This window comes from Streptomyces sp. SYSU D01066-1 (genome assembly GCF_054956795.1).
Genome location: NZ_JBUDHV010000018.1, coordinates 1 through 22,533 on the forward strand (window position 1 = coordinate 1; position 22,533 = coordinate 22,533).

The 22,533-nt window shown below is 73.2% G+C and carries 13 protein-coding genes; 11 read left to right on the forward strand and 2 right to left on the reverse strand.

The window, feature by feature from the left end; translation table 11 throughout:
• The first annotated feature begins 1,421 nt into the window (after positions 1–1,421).
• Both ACY1JF_RS18290 and ACY1JF_RS18295 read left to right on the forward strand, forming a co-directional pair.
• Complete coding sequence (locus ACY1JF_RS18290; RefSeq protein ID WP_462706210.1) at positions 1,422–2,072, forward strand: hypothetical protein; 651 nt, start codon at positions 1,422–1,424, stop codon at positions 2,070–2,072.
• Between the two features lie 170 nt (positions 2,073–2,242).
• Positions 2,243–3,472 (forward strand): hypothetical protein, encoded by a 1,230-nt coding sequence (locus ACY1JF_RS18295; protein WP_462706211.1) that lies wholly within the window; start codon positions 2,243–2,245, stop codon positions 3,470–3,472.
• A gap of 81 nt (positions 3,473–3,553) precedes the next feature.
• Here ACY1JF_RS18295 and ACY1JF_RS18300 read toward each other — a convergent pair whose 3' ends face one another.
• Positions 3,554–6,898: a right-handed parallel beta-helix repeat-containing protein gene (locus ACY1JF_RS18300; RefSeq protein ID WP_462706212.1), complete on the reverse strand. Its 3,345-nt coding sequence runs from the start codon at positions 6,896–6,898 to the stop codon at positions 3,554–3,556.
• An 85-nt stretch (positions 6,899–6,983) separates the two neighbouring features.
• Here ACY1JF_RS18300 and ACY1JF_RS18305 point away from each other — a divergent pair, with 85 nt between their 5' ends.
• Positions 6,984–8,234 carry a S8 family serine peptidase gene (locus ACY1JF_RS18305; protein WP_462706213.1) on the forward strand — a complete coding sequence of 417 codons (1,251 nt, stop codon included), beginning with the start codon at positions 6,984–6,986 and terminating at the stop codon, positions 8,232–8,234.
• A gap of 470 nt (positions 8,235–8,704) precedes the next feature.
• Here the strand turns inward: ACY1JF_RS18305 and eccCa are convergent, their stop codons facing one another.
• Entirely contained in the window at positions 8,705–12,682 is a 3,978-nt protein-coding gene (eccCa, locus tag ACY1JF_RS18310) for a type VII secretion protein EccCa (protein WP_462706289.1), read from the reverse strand.
• Positions 12,683–12,924: 242 nt separating this feature from the next.
• Here eccCa and eccD point away from each other — a divergent pair, with 242 nt between their 5' ends.
• The 8 genes from eccD (at position 12,925) to ACY1JF_RS18350 (ending at position 22,533) form a co-directional block, all read left to right on the forward strand.
• The gene (gene eccD, locus ACY1JF_RS18315) at positions 12,925–14,322 is read left to right on the forward strand and encodes a type VII secretion integral membrane protein EccD (RefSeq protein WP_462706214.1); all 1,398 of its coding nucleotides are present in this window, start codon (positions 12,925–12,927) and stop codon (positions 14,320–14,322) included.
• 17 nt (positions 14,323–14,339) lie between these two features.
• Positions 14,340–15,818 (forward strand): type VII secretion protein EccB, encoded by a 1,479-nt coding sequence (eccB, locus tag ACY1JF_RS18320; RefSeq protein ID WP_462706215.1) that lies wholly within the window; start codon positions 14,340–14,342, stop codon positions 15,816–15,818.
• A gap of 388 nt (positions 15,819–16,206) precedes the next feature.
• The gene (locus ACY1JF_RS18325; protein WP_462706216.1) at positions 16,207–16,551 is read left to right on the forward strand and encodes a hypothetical protein; all 345 of its coding nucleotides are present in this window, start codon (positions 16,207–16,209) and stop codon (positions 16,549–16,551) included.
• A gap of 124 nt (positions 16,552–16,675) precedes the next feature.
• The gene (locus tag ACY1JF_RS18330; protein WP_462706217.1) at positions 16,676–16,996 is read left to right on the forward strand and encodes a WXG100 family type VII secretion target; all 321 of its coding nucleotides are present in this window, start codon (positions 16,676–16,678) and stop codon (positions 16,994–16,996) included.
• 231 nt (positions 16,997–17,227) lie between these two features.
• Positions 17,228–17,680: a type VII secretion system-associated protein gene (locus ACY1JF_RS18335; RefSeq protein WP_462706218.1), complete on the forward strand. Its 453-nt coding sequence runs from the start codon at positions 17,228–17,230 to the stop codon at positions 17,678–17,680.
• 59 nt (positions 17,681–17,739) lie between these two features.
• A complete protein-coding gene (locus ACY1JF_RS18340; protein WP_462706219.1) occupies positions 17,740–21,702 on the forward strand; it encodes an AAWKG family protein in 3,963 nt (1,320 codons plus the stop codon).
• A 23-nt stretch (positions 21,703–21,725) separates the two neighbouring features.
• Entirely contained in the window at positions 21,726–22,199 is a 474-nt protein-coding gene (locus tag ACY1JF_RS18345; protein ID WP_462706220.1) for a YbaB/EbfC family nucleoid-associated protein, read from the forward strand.
• Complete coding sequence (locus ACY1JF_RS18350; RefSeq protein WP_462706221.1) at positions 22,189–22,533, forward strand: hypothetical protein; 345 nt, start codon at positions 22,189–22,191, stop codon at positions 22,531–22,533. Before ACY1JF_RS18345 ends, ACY1JF_RS18350 begins: the two co-directional genes overlap by 11 nt.

Genomic DNA, 22,533 nt, shown 5'->3' on the forward strand with positions numbered 1-22,533 from the left:
CGCGGCCCGCACCGGTGCCGTCCCCGGTGCCGGGGACCGGAGTGCCGGGAGCGGTGCCCGTCGGCGTGGCGGGCGTCGGCGGGGCGGCGCCGGGCCGGAGGGGACGCGGACCGGCTCCGGAGGGCGGTACGGCCCCCGGCGGGCCGGAGCCCGCCGGGCACCGTGCGGCGCGGGAACGGCCGGTGCCGGCCGGCCGGGCGGCGCGGGCCGGGTCCAACGGCGTCGGCGCCGGCCCGTTCCCGGGCGGCCCGACCGTTGCGGGCACCCCTGGGAGTGCCTCGGCGCGCACCGGTTCGGACGGGCCGGCAGCCGGGACCGGGGCACCCGCGGGGCCGGTCAACGGCGTGCCGGGTGTACGGCCCGAGGGCCTGGAGGGGGCCGGGGGCCCTGAGCGGCCCGAGCGGCGGGGGGCCCTCGGAGGCCCCGAGGGTGTGGAGCCGGTCCGGCACGGGGAAGCGGCGGGGCGGGCCGGACGCGCGGAGCCGGCCGGGGCGCCTGGCGGCGCCGGGCGGGCCGAGCGCTCCGGGCGAACCGAACGGCCGGAGCGGACAGGACAGCCCGGCCTCTCCGGACCCGCCGGCCTCTCCGGACCCGCTGAGCGGGCTGAACTCGCCGGGCGGCCCGAACCCGTCGGGCGGCCCGAACCCGGCGAGCGGGCCGAGGGTGCCGCGGGCGCCGGGCGGCCGGAGCCGGAGGGGCGGGCCGAGCAGCCTGGGCGTGCCGAGCCACGGCCAGTGCGGCCGAGACCGGCCGGGGCGAACGGCACTGACGGGCCGTCCGGCCCGGTGGCCCCGTCCGGCCCGGTGGGTCCCTCCAGTCCGGACGGTGCGCCCACTCCGGTCGTCCCGGCCGGCGAGGACGTCCCGTCCAGCCCGGTCGTCCCGTCCAGCCCGGTCGTTTCGTCCAGCGAGGACGGCCCGACCGCCTCGGACGGACCGGCCGCCAGGGTCGGCCTCCCGAACGGCCGGCCCGGATCGGCTGGTCCGGATGGGACGGGCAGCGGTGACGGCCCGTCCGGCCCGTCCGGCCCAGTCGGCGGCCCGGACCGGCTTCCCGGCCCGGAGGAGCTGCCCGGCGGGGCCGACGCGTCCGGCCCGGGGACTGGAGCCGGTCACCCGGACGGCTCGGGGACTCGGGCCGGCCGCCCGGACGGCCCGGTTCGCCCGGGCCGGCCCTCCCGGCAGGCCGGGGCACCCGGTGGCCCCGTCACCCCGGAGCGTCCGGCCCGGCCGGGCGACCCGGTCGTCCCGGACGGGAGGGCCGAAGCGGGCGGCGGCGCGGCACGTGGCTCGCGGACGCCCGTCACCCTGCCGGTCGGGCCGGGGCACGTCAGCGGTGTCGCCGAGCGGGCGGCGTTCCGGGACTTCGCCGCGGCCGACTGGGAGCGGCACGCCGCAGCCGTCTCCCGGGTGCTCACCCGGATGCCCGCGCTGCGCGGGCGCGAACTGGAGGCGGCGCGGGCCGATCTCATCGCCGCGCACGCCTACCTCACCACCGAGGAAGGGCCGTTGCACCACCGCGAGCTGGTCCGGGACCTGCGCACGGGCGAGGGGCGGCTGCTGCCCTACGCCGGGTGCCTGGCCTCCGCGCTGCGCCGGCTGCCCTCCTACCGCGGGGTGGCGCTGCGCGGTGACGGCACCGAGGTGCCCGAGCCCGCCGTGGGGACGCTGCTGCGGGAGCCCGGGCCCGTCAGCGCCCTGGCCGGGACGTCGGCGCTGCCCCCCGCGTCCTCCGTGCGCTGCGCGATCTGGTCCGTCACCGGACGCAAGGTGCGCCAGCTGTTCGACCGGCCCGAGCCGTCCCCGTACGACGAGATCGTCTTCGTACCCGGCACCGGTTTCCGCGTGCTGGGCGTGCGGAAGCCGGAGCCGGCCGGTCCCGCCGTGGTGCTGCTGCGCGAACTCCCCGGTGACGCGACCTCCTACATGGACGGCGCGGAGGAACTGACCGGTCTGGACCTCAAGGCGCTCGCGCAGCTCGAAGAGGCGCTCGACAAGGGCTTCCCCACCGGCGGGGACCAGGACTGGCCGGAACGCTGCACCGGGCCGGTGGGGCGGCGCGAACCGTCATGAACCCGCCCGGGGGAGCGAGTCCGTACACCCCCGTACGGACCCCCTCCGTACAACCCCCGTACAACTCCTCCCCGTACACACCTCCCGTACACGCCCCCGTCCACATCCCCGTGCACACTCCCGTACAACCCCCTCCGTACGATCCCCCGCACGTAACGAAGAGGAGCATGATGACTAGTCGTCACCAGCCGTCCGGACCTGACGGAGCGTCCGTCCGCCGGGCGGTGGCGCTGGGGTCCGCCGCGGCGGATCCGGGCGCGATGCTGGCACCGGCCACCCCGCCGTCCTCCGACGGGGCGCGGGCCGAGGGCGAGGGGACGGGACGGCCGCGCCCCGGCACCCCGGCGCAAGGCGCCGCCTCCGCGTCCGCAGGACCGGCCACCGCGAGCGGGACGGCCGAGGAGGAGGCCGCGCAGGGCGCGCGGACGGCCCAGGCCGCGCAGCCGCAGGCCGCGGCGGCGAGCGCCGGGACGCGGAAGGCGTCGGCCGCGTCGGCGGCCGTCCCGGAGGCCGAGGCCGCGACCGCGATGGGCGAGGCCGCCGGTGACGGCAGCGCGCACGGCGACGACGAGCCGCCGTCCGGCAACCCGAAGACCCCGCTGCTCGCGGCGGCGGGCATCGCCGGCGTGCTCTTCCTCGCCGTACCGCTGCTGATCTGGGCCACGGACGACTCCGAGAAGAAGGACGAGGTGGAGGTGGCCTCGAAGTCCGACACCCTCCTCGACGACGAGCCGCTGGACGCCCCCAAGGGCGACTACGCCCCGGCGTCCCCCACCGCGGAGCCGACGCCGAGCCCGAAGCCGTCCGCGAAGACCACGAAGCCGAGCACGGTGCCGGTCGCGAAGCCGACGGTCGTGCGGACGAGCGAGGCTCCGGCGCCCGAGCCGACGGTGACGAAGAAGGCCACCGCGCAGGCCGAGCAGGAGACCCCCAAGCCCCCGCCGAACACCGCGGCGCTGGCCGTCCAGCGGCTGGCGACGTCCAGCCCGGGCCGGCACGTCTGCTACCGGGCCTATGTGAAGGGCATCGGCTGGCAGGCCCCGGTCTGCGACGGCGCCACGGCGGGCACCGAGGGGCAGGACCGCCCCATCAAGGCACTCAACATCGCGGTCACCGACACCAAGGGCGTGAACGCCAACGAGTACGTCCAGGGAACCGGCTGGCCGACCAAGTGGGAGGGGGTGTCGGCCGGCACCGACCTCACCATCGGCAGCCCCAGCAACAGCGCCCCGAACCTCTCCGGCTTCGCCATCAGCGTCAACGACGGCATCGTCTGCCAGAACGCCCAGGTCAGCGTCTCGGGATGGCTCGGCTTCAAGTGCGACGAACCCGGCGGTTACATCTTCGGCGGGGACGTGAACCAGAAGCACTGGCTGGAGGCCGTCCGGCTCACCGTGTGACCCGCTCACCCCGTACGGCTCCGTGACGAGCCGTGCGGGACGGCGCCCGCCGGGCCGGCCGGCCCGGCGGGCGCCGCCGTCTCACGCGGTGGCCTGCGGGCGCCGCGCGGAGTGCTGCTCCGCGGGGAGGTCCTCCGGCAGGAGCGTGGTGAGATCGGTGAGGCTGGGCGTGGCGATCGCGCCGAGCCGGCGGGCCTGGCTGGTCATCATGGTCTCCAGCAGCCGGCGGGCGAGCCGCGCGTTGCCGAAGGAGCGGTCCCGGGGGATCGCGTCCACGTACGCGCGCAGCGCCGCCAGGGTGTCGGGGCCGCACTCGTAGCCGGAGGCGACGGCGTGCCGGGAGATGATGGTGACCAGTTCCTCCGTGCTGTAGTCCTCGAACTCCACGTACTTGGAGAAGCGGGACGCCAGACCGGGGTTGGACGCCAGGAAGCGGTCCATCTCCTCGGTGTACCCGGCGACGATGACCACGACCTCGTCGCGGTGGTCCTCCATCAGCTTCAGCAGGGTGTCGACGGCCTCGCGGCCGAAGTCGTTGGAGGAGCCGCCCTCGGGGGTGAGGGTGTAGGCCTCGTCGATGAACAGCACGCCGCCGAGCGCGCTGGTGAAGACCTCCTTGGTGCGCTGCGCGGTGTGCCCGACGTACTGGCCCACCAGGTCGGCGCGGGCCACCTCCACCAGGGAGGCGCGGGGCAGCACGCCCAGGGAGTGCAGGAGCTGGGCGTACAGCCGGGCCACGGTGGTCTTGCCGGTGCCGGGCGGTCCGGTGAAGACCAGGTGGCTGCTGATCCTGGGGGCGGGCAGTCCGGCCGCGGCCCGCTGCCGGGCGTTGGACAGGAGGCTGACCAGGTCGGCCACCTCCCGCTTCACGGCGCCGAGCCCCACCATGGCCTCCAGTTCGGCCATCGGGTCGGCCGCGCCGGACGTGTCGCCGGGGGTGCCGCCGACGGCCTCGGCCTCCGCCTCCCCGACGTCCTGCGGCAGCAGCAGCGTCAGGTCGCTCTCGCCCGGGTCCGCCATCGCCGCCAGCCGGAACGCCTGCCGGTCCACCATGTCCTCGAACACCGCGCGGGCGGCGCGGCCGTTGCCGAAGGACGCGTCGCGGGTCATCTGCTCGAAGCGGACGGCCAGCGCCTCCCGGGTCAGCGGCCCCAGCTCGAACTGGTGCTGGAGGCACATGTTCTCGGTGATGGTCACCAGCTCGTCGACCGCGTAGTTGCCGAACTCGATGGTGCGGGTGAACCGGGAGGCGAGGCCCGGGTTGGCGGACAGGAACTGTTCCATCTGCTCGGAGTAGCCGGCCGCGACCACGACCACGTCGTCGCGGTGGTCCTCCATCAGCTTCAGCAGGGTGTCGACGGCCTCGCGGCCGAAGTCGTTGGAGGAGCCGCCCTCGGGGGTGAGGGTGTAGGCCTCGTCGATGAACAGCACGCCGCCGAGGGCGCTGTTGAAGGCCTCCGTCGTCTTGATGGCGGTACCGCCGATGACCTGGGCCACCAGGTCGGCCCGGGAAACCTCCACCAGGTGGCCGGAGCGCAGCACCCCCAGGTCGGCCAGGATGCTGCCGTACAGCCGGGCGACGGTGGTCTTGCCGGTGCCGGGCGGCCCCGCGAAGATGAGGTGCCGGCTCATCGAGGGCACCGGCATGCCGAGCCGCCGGCGGCGCTCGGCGAGCTGGTTGAGGTTGACCAGCGTGCTCACCTGGTGCTTGACGTTGTCCAGGCCGATGAGCGCCTCCAGCTCGGCGAGCGGACCCGTCGGTTCGCCGCCGCCCTGGGCGGACCCGTCCGCCGGGCCCGGTGCGCCGGCCGCCCCGGCGTCCGCGCCCCAGCTGTCGGCGGCGCCGTTGTCCGCGCTGGTCAGGGCGTCGACCGTGAGCCGGTCGCCGGCCCGGCTCTGGCGCAGTCCGGCACCGCGGTTGTCGCGTACGACGCACCGGTCGACGCGGACCGGTTCGGCGCTGTCGACGCGGATGCCGTCGCCGGTGCTGCCGGTCACCTCGCAGCCGGTGAGCGCGGCCCGGCCGCCGCGGGACACCTGGACGCCGTGCGCCCGGGAGCCGCTGATCCGGACCCGGTCCAGGGCGACGTCCGCGCCGTCCTGCACGCTCACCCCGGCGTCGGCGCTGTCGCTGATCTCGCAGTCCCGCAGGGTCCCCCGGCCGCGCTCGCCGACGACGACGCCCGAACGGGCGGCGGAGCGCAGCACGGTGTCGCTGACCTCGGGGTCGGCGTCGTCGTCGATGCTCAGCGCGCAGCCGCCCGGCGACTCGACCTCGCAGTGCTCCAGGCGGCCGCGCCCGTCGCCGGTGACGGCGATGCCGTCGCCGCCGCAGCCGGTGACCCGGGCGTGGCGCAGCAGGGGGTTGGCGGCGGAGCGCACCGAGATGCCGACGCCGGCCGCGTCCCGTACCTCCAGACGGTCGAACTCGGCCGTGGAGTCGTCGGTCAGCAGCACCGCGCCGGAGGTGTCGGAGCACTCGCTGACGAGGGTGTCGCGCAGCATCGGCGCGCTGCCCTCGACGACCCGGACGGCGGGTTCCGCCGCGGTGTGGAAGGCGCAGTTCTCCAGGGTGCCGCGGGAGCGGTCGAGGACGAGCAGGCCGCTCTGCTTGGTCCGCCGGGTGACGCAGCGGCTCAGGAACGGGTCCGCGCCGCCGGAGACGACGATGGCGCTCTGGGCGATGGACTCGAACGTGGTCTCCTCGATCTCCGGCCGGGAGACGCTGGTGACGAGCAGGCCCACCGAGGTGTGGTGGACGGTGGAGCGCACCACGCGGGTCGAGCTGTGGCCCTCCAGGGCGATGGCGGGCTTGTCGGTGCCGGAGATGTCGCAGCCGTCGACCGTGCCCCCGGCCTCGCCGCTGGCCAGGACGCCGTTGGCCCGGGCGCCGCGGATGCGGCAGTCGCGGATCAGGGGCCGGGCGCTCTCGCCCAGGACCACCGCGGAGGTGCCGAAGTTCTCGAAGGCGCAGTCCTCGATGACGCTCTCGGTCCCGGAGGAGTCGACGAACCCGGCCCCGCCGGGGTTGCTGATCCGGCAGCCGCGGGCCGCCAGCGAGCCCTTGCCGCGGACCAGCAGCGCCGTCCAGCCCGCGCCGGTGACGAAGCAGCCGTCGAGCGCGGCCTGGCCGGCCGGTACGTCCACGACGGGGAGTTCCTTGTCCCGGCCGCGCAGGGTGAGCGTGCCGAGCATCACGGCGTCGGCCATGAGGCTGACGGCGGAGCCGGCGCGGGGGCAGATCTCGACCGTCCCCGGTTCGCCCTCGCCGACGATCGTCACCCGGTTCCTGATGACGAGATTCTCGGCGTAGCGTCCGGGACGCACCCGGATCACCGCCCCGGTGCGTGCCTGGGCCAGCGCCTCACCGATCGTCTGGAAGCTGTCCGACCGTTCCGGGCAGACCGTGAGTATTTGCCGTGCCACGCGCCTCGAACCTCCTTGTGTTCATTCGTCTTTGGTCCTGCCCCGTGCGTGCGCCCGAGCAAGTCGTGTGCATATCATGTGACTTATGCGCAATGCCATGAAACGCAGGTATGTGAGCCTTGCGCCGGGCGTCGCCGCCGTCCTGCTGATGACGTGCGGGCCCGCCTCCGCCGCCTACGTCGGGTCGCCGGCCACCGCGGAGACCGGCGACCCGGCCACGACGCTGCTGCCGCCGATGCCCGTCCGGCTGGGCGAGGACAGCCCGTGCACCGGGGCCTCGGACCGGACCGCCACCGCGGTCGCCTGGTCGCAGACGGCACTGGGACTCTCGCGCGCCCAGCAGGTCTCCCGGGGCGACGGAGTGACCGTCGCGGTGGTCGACACCGGCGTCGCCACCGGGGTCCCCAGCCTGTCCGGGCGGGTGACCGCCCTCGGCACCGCGGACGAGGACTGCGTGGGGCACGGCACCTTCGCGGCCGGCCTCATCGCCGCGGCACCCGAGAAGGGCAGCGGCATCACGGGCGTCGCGCCGGGGGCCGGCGTCCTCGCGCTGCGCGGGACCGACGACCGCGGCGTGCCCTCCGTGGCGCGCGTCGCCGACGGGATACGCGAGGCGGCCGACCGGGGCGCCCAGGTCATCTACGTCGGCCAGGCCCTGGCCACCGGCAAGGCGGAGCTGACCGCCGCCACCGCCTACGCCGCCGAGCACGACGCGCTCGTGGTGGCGCCCGCCGCGCCGGACGCCCTGTCCGACGAGGACCAGGGCTCCGACGACGAACCGCCCCGGGGACCGTACTGGCCGGCCGCCGCGCCGGGCGTGCTCGCCGTCGTCGACTTCGGTCCCGGGGGCGTACGGCAGGAGGACGCCCCGCCCGCCTACGAACCCGACCTCTCCGCGCCCGGCGGCTCGATGGTCAGCGTCGGCCCACGCGGCAGCGGGCACTACATCGGCTCCGGCGCCTCGCTCGCCGCCGCGGGGGTCGCGGGGGCCGCGGCCCTGGTCCGCGCCTACCAGCCCGAGTGGAGCGCGGCCGAGGTCGCCCGGCAGCTCCTCACCACGGCCTACCCGTCGGACACGCCGCGGCTCGACCCGTACGCCGCGCTGTCCGCCGTGGCGGGCCGGGACGGCCGGGAGACGGCCGCCGCCGAGCCGGTCCCCGCGGACTTCCCCGAGCCCGCCGACCCCGCCCCCCGCGTTCGGGCCCTGGCGGTCGCCGCCGGGGGGCTCGCGGTCGCCCTGCTGGTGACCGCCATGGCCGTGGTGATCCCACGCGGCCGCGCCAGGAACTGGCTCCCCCGCGAACGCCGGGCGGACGCGGCGCCCACCGGCCGGTAGGCGACGGGCGCCCCCCGGGGGCCGGCCGGCGCCGGTCCCGTGCGGCACGTCCGGCGCCCCCGGGCCGGCCGCCGGCCGGTGGGCGCCGTCTTCACGTGCCGTGTCGTTCCGCCGTCTCGGGGGGAGGGGGCGTCCATCGGCCGTCGGTCGGCGGGCGTCGGCGCCGTGCGGGACGTCCGGCGTCTCCGGGCCGGCTGTCGGCTGGTGGGCGTTGGTTTCACGTGCCGTGTCGTTCCGCCGTCCCGGGGGGAGGGGGCGTCCACCGGCCGCTGCACGGCGGATGCCGCCCGGCGGCCGGTCGGCGCCGGCTCCGCGCACGGTTTCCCCGGCACCCGGACCGGCCGCCCGACGGCCGGTCCGGGCGGCACCGCCCCCACGCGGCACCGCCCGCGCCCCCGGAGGGACGCGGGTGGCCGCCGGGACCGGCCCGGAGGAGCGGGAGCGGCCCCCGCCGCCCGCGGTGCGGGACATCAGTCGGCCTCCACCAGCGGGGTCTGCACCTGCAGCGTCTTGCGGCGGGCGATCCGCACCGCGCGCCCGGGGATCAGCTCGCGCCCCTTCACACTGCCGAAGAGGTAGCCCTCGCTCGGCGGGCAGGACATCAGCAGGCCGGGGGTGTTGACCTCCTGGAGCCTGCGCAGCAGCGCCTCGTTGAGGCCGCGCCCGGCGCCGGCCGAGGAGCGCGCCACGATCAGGTGCAGGCCCACCTCGTGGCCGAGCGCGAGGTGGTCGAGGAGCGGGGCGAACGGCTGCGCCATGGGACCGCTGCCGATCATGTCGTAGTCGTCGACCAGGATGAACAGCCGCGGCCCCTGCCACCAGTCGCACAGCCGCATCCGCGACGGGGCGATGTCCTCGCCCGGGACCCGCTGCCGTACCGCCCGGGCCACCCCGTCCACGAGGTCCTTGAGCATGTCCAGGGAGACGGCGTGGCCCAGCCGGTAGGGCTCGGGCACGCTCTCCACCAGCTCCCGCCGGTAGTCCACCGTCATGATGCGGGCCTCGGCCGGGGTGTACCGCTCGGTGACGCCCCGGGCGACCACCTTCAGCAGGTTGGTCTTGCCGCACTCGCTGTCACCCACCACGATCATGTGCGGGTTCTCCGCGAAGTCGTGCCAGACCGGGGCGAGTTCGTTCTCGTCGAGGCCGATCGCGACCCGCAGCCCCTCCTCGCCCTCCGGCTCCGGCAGGTCACCGACGGGCAGACTGGTCGGCAGCATCCGCACCCGGGGCGCGGCCGGCCCCGTCCAGTAGTCGTCGATCGCGGAGACGAGCCCGGCGACACCGTCGGCGAGGTCGTCCGCGTCCTCGACACCGTCGATGCGCGGCAGCGCCGACAGGTAGTGCAGCTTCTCGGCGGTCAGGCCCCGCCCCGGGCTGCGCGGGATCGCCGCCGCCTTGCGGGAGTCGATCTGGGAGTCCATCGGATCACCCATCCGCAGCTCCAGCCGGGTACCGGTCTGGTCGCGCACCGACGACGACAGCTCCACCCACCGGGCCGTGGTGATCAGCAGGTGGACACCGTAGTTGAGACCGCGGGCGGCCAGCGCGTTGAAGGTCGGGATGTGCCGGTCGAAGTCCTGCCGCACGGTGGACCAGCCGTCGATGACCAGGAAGACGTCGCCGTGCGGCTCGTCGGGGAACTCGCCCGCGGCCCGCCGCTTGCGGTACGTCGGCATGGAGTCGACGCCGTTCTCCAGGAAGAACCGCTCCCGCCTGCTGAGCAGCGTGTTGACCTCGGCGATCACCCGGCCCACCCGCTCGGTGTCCACCCGGGCCGCGACCCCGCTCACATGGGGCAGCCCGTCGAGCGCGGCGAGGGTGCCGCCGCCGAAGTCCAGACAGTAGAACTGCACCTCGCGCGGGGTGTGGGTGAGGGCCAGCGCGGTGATGAGGGTCCGCAGCAGGGTGCTCTTGCCGCTCTGCGGCCCGCCCGCGATGGCCACGTGGCCCCCGGCCGCCGACAGGTCCACCGTCAGCAGGTCCCGGAGCTGGTCGAAGGGGCGGTCCACGATGCCCACCGGCACGGTGAGCCGGCCCCGCAGCGCCCAGCCGGCCGTGGTGAGCCCGTACACCGGGTCGGGCGCCAGCGGCGGCAGGATCTGGTCCAGGGTGGCCGGCGTGCCCAGCGGCGGCAGCCACACCTGGTGGGCGGGCGGCCCGGAGCCGCGCAGCCGGTCCAGCGCCACGGACAGCAGCGTCTCACCGCTCTCCTCGCCGCCACCCTCCGCAGGCTCCTCCTCGCCCTCCCCGGTGAGATCCGGGTCGGCGGGTGCCCGCGGCACCACCCAGTCCGCGCTCCACGGCACCACCTGCCGCGCGACCTGCGCCTGTACGACGGAACGACGGCCCTGGTACGGACCCGACACGTACGCGGCGCGGAACCGGGTCAGCGCGTCGACCCCGCTCTTGAGGAAACCGGCGCCCGGCTGCGCGGGCAGCTCGTAGGCGTCCGGCACGCCCAGCACACCCCGGCTCTCCATCGCGGAGAAGGTGCGCAGACCGATGCGGTACGACAGATGGCTCTCCAACTGGTGCATACGGCCCTCGTCGAGCCGCTGCGAGGCCAGCAGCAGGTGCACCCCGAGCGACCGGCCGAGCCGCCCGATCATCACGAACAGCTCCATGAAGTCGCGGTGCGCGGACAGCAGTTCGCTGAACTCGTCGACCACGACGAACAGACTGGGCAGCGGCTGCAGCGGCGCCCCGGACTGCCGCGCCTTCTCGTACTCCAGCGCGGAGGTGTAGTTGCCCGCGGCCCGCAGCAGCTCCTGGCGGCGTATCAGCTCGCCGTGCAGGGCGTCCTGCATCCGGGCGACCAGCGCGACCTCGTCGGCGAGGTTGGTGATCACCGCGGAGGTGTGCGGCAGCTCGTCCAGGCCCAGGAAGGTGGCACCGCCCTTGAAGTCGACGAGGACGAAGTTCAGCGTCTCGGAGGAGTTGGTGAGGGCGAGGGACAGCACGAGGGTGCGCAGCAGCTCGCTCTTGCCGGAACCGGTCGCGCCGATCAGCATGCCGTGCGGTCCGGTGCCGCCCTGCGCGGACTCCTTGATGTCCAGTTCCACCGGCCGGCCCTCGCCGCTGACCGCGATGGGCACCCGCAGCCGGGCACTGCCCGTGTACCGCTCCCACAGGGTGGCCGGGTCGTGCCGGCGCAGATCGGGGATGTTGAGCAGCGTGGTCAGCTCGACGTCGTCGGCCAGCGGCTTGGAGTCGTCGCCGCCCATGCTCATCCGGTAGGGCGCCAGCAGCCGCGCGAGCGCCAGCGCCCCCACCGTGCCGAACCGGTCGGGCCGGCCCAGCACCGTGGTCTGCTCCTTGCGGTCGCGGTCGGTGCGCACCAGCGCGACCCCGCGCTCGTCCACCTCCAGCCGCAGGGTGGTGCGCCCCGGCTTCCAGGTGAGCGCCCCGGTGAGGTCGAGCACGACCACGTTGCGCAGCCCGTGACCGTCGAACCGGTGGCCCGCGGGCACGGTGCAGCCGTCGACCACGACGACGGTGTACGGCTCCTCCCGCCCCGGCACCGCGTCGGGGTCGGCGGCCGGGCGCTCCTGGAACTCGGCGCCGAGCAGGTTCTCCAGCTCGGTGAAGACCGAGGTGATCATGCGGGCCGGGCCCGCGCCGTCCTCCTCGTGCCGGTGCAGGCTGTGCGGGAGCCACTTCGCCCACTCCCACTCGGCCCGCCGCTCGTCCGACACGCACAGGGCGATCCACAGGTCGTCGGGGGAGTGGAAGACCGCCAGCTGGGCGAGCAGGGCGCGCACCAGGCCCCGGATCCGCTCCTCGTCACCGCGGAACAGCACCTTCGACCAGGCCCGCAGGTAGATGGCGATGGGCTGGTCGCGCACGGTCGAGTACGCCTTGGTGAAGCTGCGCAGCGCGTGCGCGGACAGCGGTTCGAGGTCCTCGACGGGCTTGGTCGACAGCGGGACCAGCTTCAGCGCCAGACGCTGGTCGCCGACGCCCATGCGGACCTCGGCGAAGTCGTCGTCGGCGGCGCGGCGCTCCCACAGCCGGGTGCTGCGCACGAACGAGGACAGCGCGTCGGGCTCGGGGTGGCGCCAGGCGAGGGCGCGTTGCTGTTCGACGACGGAGGCCCGTACCTTGCGACGGGTCTGGCGCAGATAGCGCAGGTAGTCGCGGCGCTCGCCCTTCATGCGCTGCTTGCGCTCGCCGTTGCGGCGCATGACCTGCCCCAGCATCATCCCCGCGGACGCGACCACCATCACACCGAGCGCGATGTAGATGAAACCGCCGCTGGACTTGGTCATCCCCGGCCGCATGAACATCAGCATCATGGAGACGGACATCAACGCCATCGGCAGGTACGTCCATACTGCGGAACTGTCCGGAACGACTTCCGGAAGGGTCGGCGGTTCCTGAAGACTCAGTTCTCCCGACGGCAATTCCGGACCCCTGCGGCGTGCGGGACGGCGGAACAGGATCACGCTCAACGAATAACCTCCTCAGTGAAATCGGAGAAACTCCGTGGCAACGGCAAGGGTCGGTCCGGTTTACGCTGCTAAAGGCTCGAAGTCCCGCGTGGCCGGCGCAGTTCTGCAAGGGGGATACCGTCAGGCGCTGAATTCCTCGGTGGTGTTGCGAAAATGCCGGACGTACCGTCAAACTCATCGACGCGTGCTGCGCCCGACGCCCTGTCACTCCGCAAGAAAGTGTGAAGCAGAAGCCCATGACTGACATTCAGGCGGCAAGCCTGTGCCGCGTCACCGTACGTGCCCCGGCCAGGGTCGTCGACCTGGCCGTGCCCTCCGACGTCCCCGTCGCCGATCTGCTGCCCACTGTGATCGGCTACGGAGGCGAGAACCTGGAGGAAACCGGCCTGGAGCACGGTGGCTGGGTGCTCCAGCGCCTCGGCGGTCCGCCGCTCGATCCAGAGAGTACCTTGGACTCCCTCGGTCTGCGGGACGGTGAGGCCCTTTGGCTGCGGCCCCGCACCGAGGCGTTGCCCGAGGTTCACCTCGACGACCTGGTCGACGGCATCTCCACCACCATGCAGCAGCGGCCCTACGGCTGGAGCGCGGAGGCCGGCCGGCGGGTGCTGCTCGGGCTGGCCGTGGCCACCCTCGCGCTGGGCCTGGCGCTGCTGGCCGTGCCCGGACCGGCCGGCTGGCTGCGGGCGCTGGCCGCCGCGGTCGTCGGACTGCTGCTGCTGGCCGGGGCGGGTTCGGCGGCCCGTGCCGTCGGTGACTCCGGGGCGGGTTCGGTGCTCGGCCTCATGGCGAGCCCCTACTTCGCGCTGGCCGGCTGGCTGCTGCCGGGCGGCGACCTGGGCGGCGCGGACGGCTCGGCGGTCCTCGGCGCCCGGCTGCTGGCGGCCTGTGCCGCCGGCGGGGGCGCGGCGGTGCTGGCGCTGGCGACGGTCGGTGTGTTCCCGGCGCTGTTCATGGGCGTGGCCTCGATCGCCGTGGCGGGAGCGCTCGGCGCCACCCTGATCCTGCTGGACCTGACGCCGGAACAGGCGGCCAGCCTGGTCGCCGTCGTCGTGGTGCTGTTCGGGGGGTTCGTGCCCTCGCTGTCGTTCCGGCTCTCCGGCATGCGGATGCCGCCGCTGCCCACCAACGTCCAGCAGTTGCAGCAGGGCATCGACCCGTACTCCTCCTCGGACGTGGAGACCCGCGCCACGCTGGCCGACGGCTGGATGACGGCCTTCTACACGGCCATCGGCCTGGTCTGCGTGCCCTGCCTGACGGCGCTGGTCACCGAGCCCGGTCTCGCCGGGGTGCTGACCGTCGTGGCCCTGTCGCTGCTGCTGCTGCTGCACAGCAGGGGGCTGGGCAACGTCCTGCAGCGGCTGGCGCTGACCACCGCCGGGGCCTGGGGCGTGGCGCTGCTGCTGGCCGTGGCCGCCCGCTCCCTCGACCCGGCGGACCGGCTGATCCTCACCGCCGCGCTGACGGGCCTGACCGCGGTGCTCACGATCGCCTCCTGGTCCGTGCCGGGCCGGCGGCTGGTGCCGTACTGGGGACGCGCGGCCGAGCTGCTGCACTCGCTCGCCGCCATCAGCATGCTGCCGCTGATGCTCTGGTCCATGGGCGTCTACGGCCTGCTCCGCGGCATCAACGGCTGATCCGGGAGAACGGTGACATGCACAGCAAACGGGACCAAGTACAGGCGCACCTCTTCGTCATGGGCAGGCTGGCCTCGGCCATGCTGCGCTCCGAGCCCGACGACCCGGAGAGCCCGCTGGGCAGGACCAACCGCGGCGCCGCGATCGGACTGATCATCGCCGTGCTGGTGTGCGCCGGAGCCTTCGTCTTCGGGCTCATCAAGCCCGGCGGCAACGACTCCTGGCGCAGCGGGGAGAACCTGATCCTCGACAAGGAGACGGGCGCGCGCTACCTGTACCTGGACGGACGGCTGCGCCCGGTGCGCAACTACGCCTCGGCCCAGCTGATGGCCGGCGGCGGTCTCGGCGTCACCACGGTGGGCACCTCCTCGCTGGCGGGCACCCCGCACGGGTCGCCCGTCGGCATCCCGGACGGCCCCGAGGCGCTGCCGGGCACCGCCGACCTGGACACCGGTCCGTGGCTGGTCTGCTCCGGCCTGCTGCCCCGTACGACCGGGGTGGTCACCGCCACCACGACGCTCGCCCTCGGCGCGGACCGGGCCGAGGACGTGGCCGGCGGGCGTGCCCTGGGGCAGGAGGAGGGCCTCCTGGTGGCCGGCCCCGACGGCACGGCGTACCTGCTGTGGCAGGGCAGCCGGCTGCGCCTGGACGAGCGCGCGAACGCGGCCGAGGCCCTGGGGTACGGGAGCGTCTCACCGCGCCCGGTCTCGGCGACGTTCCTCGACGCCTTCCCGCTGGGGCCCGACCTGGCACCCGCCGACGTGCCCGGCAGGGGGGAGGAGGGGCCCGCGCTGGCGGGCCGCGAGACCCGGATCGGCCAGGTCTTCCGCGTCGCCGTACCGGGTTCCGCACCCCGGTACCACCTGCTGAAGGAGGAGGGCCTGGTCCCGCTCACGGCCACCGGTGCCGCGCTGCTGCTGGCCGACCCGCAGACCCGTGAGAAGGCGTACGGGGGCGCCGCCGCGGCCGTGGTGACGATCGGGGCCGACGTCCTCACCGGCCATCTCGCCCCCGGTTCCGAGACGTCGGTGGTCAACCCGGCCCAGCTGCCGGAGAAGCCACCGACGGCGGTCGGGGTGCCGACCGGTTCGCTCGCCTGCGCCGACGTCGACTCCGCGGACGGCCGGGTACGGGTGGGCACCTCGGTGCTGCCGGAGGGCGCGCTGCCCCCGGCGGCGCAGCCACCGGCCCCCGAGGTCGTGCCGGGCTGTCTGAAGGTCGACGCCATCGCCGTGCGGGCCGGGAAGGGCGCGCTGGTCAGGGCGGTGAGCGCGAGTGGCAGCGCGCTCGGCGACACCACCTACCTGGTGACGGACGAGGGCGTGAAGTACCGGCTGCTCTCCCAGGAGGGGGTCGAGGCGCTGGGGTACGGGAGCGCCGAGGAGCACACGATGCCCGCCCCGATGCTGGCCATGCTGCCGAGCGGACCGGACCTCACCCCCGAGGCGGCCACCTCGGGGGAGGCCCGGGTGACGCTGCGCTGCCCGGAGGAATAGGAGACATACCGGAGTACATCGCCCCGCCGTGATTCCTTCGGCGGGGCGAATTCTTGTCGTCCCCCAGGCCGCCTTTCATTAATCCAGAAGTCATGTGCCCGCCATGAGGAGGGGTGCGATGTCCGATCTGCCTGACCAGGCGCCGCGCCGCCGCTCACGTGAGCGGCGTGAATTGGGGCGGACCGCTCAGTCGAGCGCCGGAAAACGTGTGTGTGTGCCGCCCGGGCGGTGGGCCGGTCAATTGCGAAACAACTTGCGCCCTGCCTAGCATTTGGCCACCCCTGGCCCGCGAGAACACTCGTGAACGCGGGAACCCTGTCTGCCCACGGGGTGCGGGGCCCACAGGTCGGTGATTCACGCCGAAAGGGAGTGGAGTTTTCTGATGGCCATGCAGCAGTCCGAAGAGCAGGCGACCCGCAACGGGATCATGGCGCTGGAACAGGCCTTCACCGGTGTCCAGCGGTGCCAGCAGGACGTCCAGTCGACCTCCGACAACCTCGCCAACAACTACGGTGGCGCGGACGGCGGCAAGTACAAGTCGCTGCTGGAGCAGTGGGACTCGCACGTCGACACGATCCTGGTCAACCTCGACCGGATGGTGGACGAGCTGAACAACACCCTCCAGGAGCACGGCCTGGTGCAGGGCTCCAACAGCGAGACGATCGACACCGAGTACTCGCGCTCCACCGCCGTGTTCGACGAGCTGAACGGCACCACCACGAACTCCGGCTGACCGCCGGCGCCCCACCCGTGTTCTCCCGCGGCACCGCTCGCGGCGATCACCGCTCAGCGGCCCCGGTCCCGCCCGCCGACCCGACCGCACACATCACCGTACTCGCGGCGAATCGAGGATTCTGATGGACTTCTCCGACGGCTACATCTACGTCGACTACAACCACGCCGAGGGCGCGGCCGAAGACATGATCAGCCAGTCCCAGGCCATTATGAGCATCATCGCGAACCTGGAAATGGAACTGGCCGAGCTGAGGAACAGCTGGATCGGTGACGACCGGGACGTCTACAGCGAGGTCCAGGCGAAATGGGACCAGGCCGTCCAGAACATCAAGGACCTGCTGGCCAACCACTCCAATCTGCTGACCGACATCTCCGCCAACTACCGCTACACCGAGCAGAACCTCTCGCAGCGGTGGGGTGACATCAGGATCGGCAGCCGCTGACCCCGCAAGGGCCGTCTCCCGTCCTTTCCGTGCACGACGGCACGGGCAAGCCCCCAGCCGGGCGTGGGAACGGCGCACGCACCACCGGGCGCCGTCGGCCTCAGCTTCTCCGGGCGCCGCCGACGCGGTGCGGAAGCCGAGGCCGACGGCGCCCGACGCATGACCGCGTGATCCCCGACCGCCCGTCCGCCGGACCACCCGGTTCCCGGTGCCGCACGAAAGGGTAATGACATGGCCGATGTCACGGTCCTGAACAGCACTTTCCTGAAGCAGTTCATCACCGACCAGATCGAGGCGTTCGCGACCACCCTGGAGCGGATCGCGAAGGACGACCCGACCAGCGGTCCAGCCATCAAGACGATCGCCGAGAGCAGGGCGACCAACACCACGATCGACACCGCGAAGCCGCTGATCCTCGGCGGGATGGCGGGTCAGAACGCGGTGGTCGGCGGTGACGCGCTGAACACGGTCATCCAGCAGGCCGCGAGCGAGATCGATCGCATCATCGACGACCAGACGGTTCTCTTCGAGGACCTGGAGGCCGCGCTCTGGGCGACGATCGAGGAACTGAACAAGAACCAGGACAAGAGTCTCCAGGACATCGTCGCCGACGAGTTCATGGACATCTTCGAGGACGTCGACAGCGATCTGAGCGGTTCGGACAGTGAAGAAGAAGAGGAATAGCCCGATCTGAGGCAGGACCGACCGCCCTCTTTTCTCCCCCGACCTCGCGGAGCACGGTGATGGCCGACCCCAAGGACAACAACAATGACAACTGGAAAGCCGCAGTTGACATGCTCACCGGCTACATCCTGCCGTCGCGGGACAAGCTGTTCGAGAATCTGAAGGGCAACGACGGCATCCCGCTCATGCACGTCCGGCTGGACCACGTGAGCGACGACTATTCCTCGGGTTTCATCTCCTCGGGCGGCTGGCACACCAAGAACACCGACTACACGATCCCGTTCTACCGCAAGTACCACGACCCGGAGAGCGTCTCGGAGGGGAGCATCCTCTCCGAGTACCGGGCGCACATCACCTTCCTCGGATCGAGCCAGGCGCTTCCGCCGAGCGGGGACGACATCATCCCCGGCTACACCAAGACCAGCGACAAGCTGAAGGACAAGGGAGGGTGGAACAAGGAGGGCGACAAGCTCGACTGGGACACCAACGACCTGGTCCGGTACATCTACGGCTCCAAGGCCGCCCTCGACCAGCTGCTGCTGTGGCCGCACACCACCCACGGGTTCTCGGACCGCGGGATCTCCGTGAACGACGCCGCCTACGTCGACCTCGGCTCGTTCACGAAGGTGGCCAAGGCGTTCGACCGGGCGGTGAAGTTCTTCCAGGACAGTTCCCTGACCGTCGGCAAGTGGGACACCGAGAACATCGGCGAGGGAAGCGACGACTGGGACGGCACCTCGGCCGCCATCTTCAAGGAACTCATCCACAAGCTGGCGCGGAACTACGAGAGTTACGCCGAGCAGATCAACGGTGACGTCGACACGGGCAGCGCGGCGACCGTCGACGGCGTCACCGTGACGTCCGGCCCGGCCCGCGCGCTGGCCACGGCCCAGAACACCCTGCTGACCCAGGCGAAGAACCTCGTGGCGGCGTACAACGCGTGGCGGCCGGAGCGCAATCCGCAGCGCTGGCTGTACGACATGCTGCAGAACGCCCGGCTGGGCCTGTTCGACACGCAGTTCGACAAGACGGACATCGACGTGATCTCGGGTGGCATGGGCAGCGCCAGCCGGCTCGTGGTCGTGGCCAAGCCCGGCTTCTCCAACGACATCATGATCGAGGGCAAGTCCTACGGTCCGCCCAGCGACATGGCGACGTGGAAGGCGATCGGCGAGGAGGCCGTACGCCGGTGGGAGCAGTCCGTCCAGAACTGGCTCAGCGTGGCGGGCGCCGACGCCATCGTCGCCATCTCCGACGCCTTCGCGACGGCGCAGGACGCCTTCGACACGAAGGTGACGGACAAGGACAAGCGGGACCTCTCCGAGATCGCCGCGACCGAGGAGGCCGACAAGGAGAAGAAGGACGCCGCGAGGGAGAAGGCGGAGGCCGAGGCCAAGGCGGAGAGGGAGAAGGAGGAGGCGAGGCGGCTCCGCGAGGAGGAGAAGGCGGAGGCGCAGCGGATCCGCGACGAGGAGAAGGCGGCGGCCGCGAAGGAGAAGGCGGAGGCCGAGGCCAAGGCGGAGCAGGAGAAGGAAGAGGCGAGGCGGCTCCGCGAGGAGGAGAAGGCGGAGGCGCAGCGGATCCGCGACGAGGAGAAGGCGGCGGCCGCGAAGGAGAAGGCCGAGGCCGAGGCCAAGGCGGAGCAGGAGAAGGCCGAGGCGAAGGCCGAGCAGGAGCAGGAGAAGGCGGAGGCGCAGCGGATCCGCGACGAGGAGAAGGCGGCGGCCGCGAAGGAGAAGGCCGAGGCCGAGGCCAAGGCGGAGCAGGAGAAGGCCGAGGCCAAGGCCGAGCAGGAGGCCGCGAAGGCGGAGGCGCAGAGGGAGAAGGAAGAAGCCAAGGCCGAGGCGGACGCGGAGAAGGCGGCGGCGAAGGAGGAGCAGGCCGCGGCCAAGGCGGAGGCCGATCAGGAGAAGGCCGAGGCGAAGGCCGAACAGGAGCAGGAGAAGGCCGAGGCCAAGGCGGAGCAGGAGCAGGCCAAGCAGGAGGCCGCCGCGCAGCAGGCGGCCGCCCTCGCCCTGGCGAAGCAGCAGCGAGAGGAGGACAAGAAGGCCCAGGAGGAGGCCAAGGCGGAGGCGGACGCGGAGAAGGCGGCGGCGAAGGAGGAGCAGGCCGCGGAGAAGGCGGCGGCGGAGCAGGAGAAGGCCGAGGCCGAGGCGGAGGCGGACGCGGAGAAGGCGGCGGCGAAGGCGGAGCAGGAGGCCGCGAAGGCGGAGGCCGCAGCCGAGAAGGAAGCCGCGAAGCAGGAGCAGGCCGCGGCCAAGGCGGAGGCCGCGCAGGAGAAGGCCGAGGCCGAGGCGAAGGCGGAGCAGGAGAAGGCCGAGGCCAAGGCCGAGCAGGAGCAGGAGAAGGCCGAGGCGCAACAGGCCCAGGCCCAGGCCCAGGCGCAGGCCGATCAGGAGAAGGCCGAGGCCAAGGCCGAGCAGGAGCAGGAGAAGGCCGAGGCGAAGGCGGAGCAGGCGGCCGCCAAGGCGGAGGCGGACGCGGAGAAGGCGGCGGCGAAGGAGGAGCAGGCCGCGGAGAAGGCGGCGGCGGAGCAGGAGAAGGCCGAGGCCGAGGCCGAGCAGGAGCAGGAAAAGGCCGAGGCGGAGGCGGAGCAGGAGGCCGCGAAGGCGGAGGCCGCAGCCGAGAAGGAAGCCGCGAAGCAGGAGCAGGACGCGGCCAAGGCGGAGGCCGCGCAGGAGAAGGCCGAGGCCGAGGCGAAGGCGGAGCAGGAGAAGGCCGAGGCCGAGGCCGAGCAGGAGGCGGCCAAGGCGGAGGCCGCAGCGGAGAAGGAAGCCGCGAAGCAGGAGCAGGCCGCGGCTCAGGCGGAAGCCGAGCGGGAGCAGGAGGCCGCGAAGGCGGAGGCCGAGCAGGAGAAGGCCACGCTGAAGGCGGAGCAGGCCGACGCGCAGGCCGAGGCGGAACGCCAGCAGGAGCAGGCCCGCCAGGACGCCGTGACGGAGAAGCAGCAGGCCCGGCTGGAGGCCGAACAGGCCAAGGCGGACGCCCAGGCGGAGTACGAGCAGCAGAAGGCCGAGGCCCGGCAGGAGCGCGCCGAGGCGGAGCAGGAGGCCGACCGCCAGGAGGCCGCGGCGCGGCAGGAGTACGAGCAGCAGAAGGCCGAGGCCCAGGAGGAACGGGAACAGGCCCAGCAGCAGGCCGAACAGGAACGTGCCGAGGCGCAGCAGGAGTACGACCGCGAGATCGCCGCCGGCACCGACGAGCAGACGGCCCGCGCGGAGTACGACAACCGGATCGCCGAGATCGACGCCGCCGAGCAGGAGGCCCTCCAGCAGGCCGACGCCACCGAGGCGCAGGCCAAGGAGGCGTACCAGGAGGAGAAGGCCGCCGCCCAGGAGGCCCGCGACCAGGCACGTACCGACGCCGAGCAGGCACGTCGGGACGCGAAGGCCGAGTACGACCAGCGCATGGGCGACATCCAGGCCGAGTACGACCGGATCGCAGCCGACGAGAAGGACATCGACGAGCTGATCCGTCAGCGCATCGCCGACCTGCCGCAGGCCCCCGACCTCTCGTCGTACGTGCCGTCGGCCGCCTCCGTCGGCTCCACCGGTTCGGAGTACGCCTCCGCGTTCAGCGACGACCTCTACGGCCAGGACGACCTGGCGTCCGCGCTGGGCCGGCCGCAGAGCAGTGACGCCCTCGCCGCCTCGTCCTCGTCGTCCGACGGGACCACCGGGGGCTCCGGCGCTCCGATGATGCCGATGATGCGGGGCGCGGGCGGCGAGTCGGGGTCGTCCGGCGAACGCGTCCGCACCGTCATCGAGCCCGGCACCGGCCGCACCGCCCGGGCCACCGGCGCCACCGCGACCGTCGAGGACGAGGAACACCAGGTCGTCCCGAGGACCACGCAGACCAGCAGCAGCACGCCCTTCATGCCCCCGATGGGCGGCATGCCCGGGGCGGGCGGGCCCGGACAGCAGACGGAGAGCAGCGACCGCGAGCGGACCACGTGGCTGGCGGAGGACGAGGACGTCTGGGGCACCGACGAGGGCGGCGCACCACAGGCACTGGGACGATGAGCGTCCCGGGTGAGGAGATCAGGATGAGTGAGTCGATCGACAGCCGGGTGGCCCAGGCGATGGCCCATCTGAAGGCCACCGAGGAAGCGGTGGCGAAGGCACGGGGCGAGCTGAACGCGGCGTCGGTGACCGCGCGTTCGGCCGACCGGTCCGTGCGGGTGACGGTCGGGGCCAAGGGGGAGCTGACGAGCCTGGAGTTCCTCGACGGCAAGTACCGCTCCATGGCGGCCTCGCAGCTCTCCGCCGCGGTGCTGGAGGCCGCCAACGTGGCCCGCGCGGAGATGGCACGCCGGGTCGTCGACACCCTCGACCCGCTCACCAGGATGACCTCCCGCGGCATGGCCCCGGAACGGATGGGCGTCGACTGGGACTCGATCTTCGGGTCCTTGCTGAAGGAGACCGCCGTGCAGAAGGGGCCGTCACCGATGAGCCGGCTCCGGGACGAGATCCACGAGGACGACGAGGACGGACAAGGAGCCAGTGGCGATGTCAAGTGAGTACTCGGCGAACGTCTCGGACATCCGGGCCAGTTCGAAGTACATCGACGACGCCGTGCGGGGGGCCGAGGAACTGGGGCCCCGGTTCGAGCAGAACTGGCAGATGACCGCGGGGTGGTGGGGCGAGGAGGGCGGCGACGACTTCGCCGACGCCGTGGGGCCCCAGTGCCGCCAGGAGAAGGAGCAGGTGACCCAGACGATCAACGACATCACCAGCGGCTTCCTGGCCCTGGTCGACGCGGTCGCCAACGAGGCCGACAACGTCCAGCGTCCGCAGATCCAGGCGGTGGACGACATCGACACGCTGAGCGCGGAGAGCGAGAGCCGTCGGTAG